This is a genomic window from Pseudomonas sp. EA_65y_Pfl1_P113 (genome assembly GCF_963970525.1).
Classification (GTDB): Bacteria; Pseudomonadota; Gammaproteobacteria; order Pseudomonadales; family Pseudomonadaceae; genus Aquipseudomonas; species Aquipseudomonas tritici.
Window position 1 is genome coordinate 1 of record NZ_CAXAQM010000101.1, and the last position, 1,075, is coordinate 1,075.

Consider the following 1,075-nt stretch of genomic DNA (forward strand, 5'->3'; position numbering starts at 1 on the left):
GACCAGAGATGAATCGCATCAGGTTCAACGACGACCAGATCCTAGGAATATTGCAGGACCAGTAGGCCTGGGTGGCGGTCGCCGATTGACGTTGCCCCCAACTTCTATCCAGCGTGATGGAGACTCTGACGGTTGGTTTTGCCCATCTGGGCGGAGTGAGCGACGGGGGCTGACGCGGAGCTGGCCATTGAGCGCAGCGGCAGATCCCGTCGCGGGTTGAAGGTGTCGGCGTATTCGGCAGGTGTCAGCCAGCCGAGCCGCGAGTGCGGTCGGTTGAGGTTGTAATCGGTCCTCCATGACGCCGCCGTTGCCCGCACGTGCGAGAGCGAGGGGAACAGCGTCTCGTTGAGCAGCTCGTCGCGCAGCCGACCGTTAAAACTTTCGATGAAGGCGTTCTGGATCGGTTTGCCCGGGGCGATGTAATGCCAGTCGATCTTCATCCGCTCGGCGAAGCCCAGGATGGCGTTCGAGGTGAACTCGGTGCCGTTGTCGCTGACGATCATTGCCGGCTTCCCGCGCCCGGCGATGAGCGCTTCGAGTTCGCGCGCCACCCGCAGTCCAGACAGCGAAGTGTCGGCGACCAGGGCAAGGCATTCCCGCGTGCAGTCGTCGACGACGGTCAGGATGCGGAAGCGGCGGCCGTCGGTGAGCTGGTCCGAGACGAAGTCGAGTGACCAGCGCCGGTTCGGCGCCATCGGGATCAGCATCGGCGCCCGCGTGCCCATGGCCCGCTTGCGCCCGCCACGGCGGCGCACGGTCAGCTTCTCCTCGCGATAGATCCGGAACAATCGCTTGTGATTGACCACATGCCCCTCGCGTCGGAGCAGAACGTGCAGCCGCCGATAGCCGAACCGTCGCCGCTCATGGGCAATGGCCTTCATCCGCTCGCGCAGCAAGCCGTCATCGATCCTGGTGGCCCGGTAGCGCATTGTCATCCGACAGCACCCCAGCGCCTGGCACGCCCGCCGCTCGCTCATCCCATGGGCAGTCTGGAGATGGGCGACAGGATCCCGCTCGGCAGCGGGCGTTACCATTTTTTTCCGAGGAGGTCCTTCAACGCCGAGTTGTCCAGCAT

The 1,075-nt window shown here is 64.4% G+C and carries 1 pseudogene; it reads right to left on the reverse strand.

Features of this window, described 5'->3' with window-relative positions:
* Positions 1-104: 104 nt before the first annotated feature.
* Positions 105-1,075, reverse strand: a pseudogene (locus AACY52_RS28460) (IS3 family transposase); the annotation flags it as partial.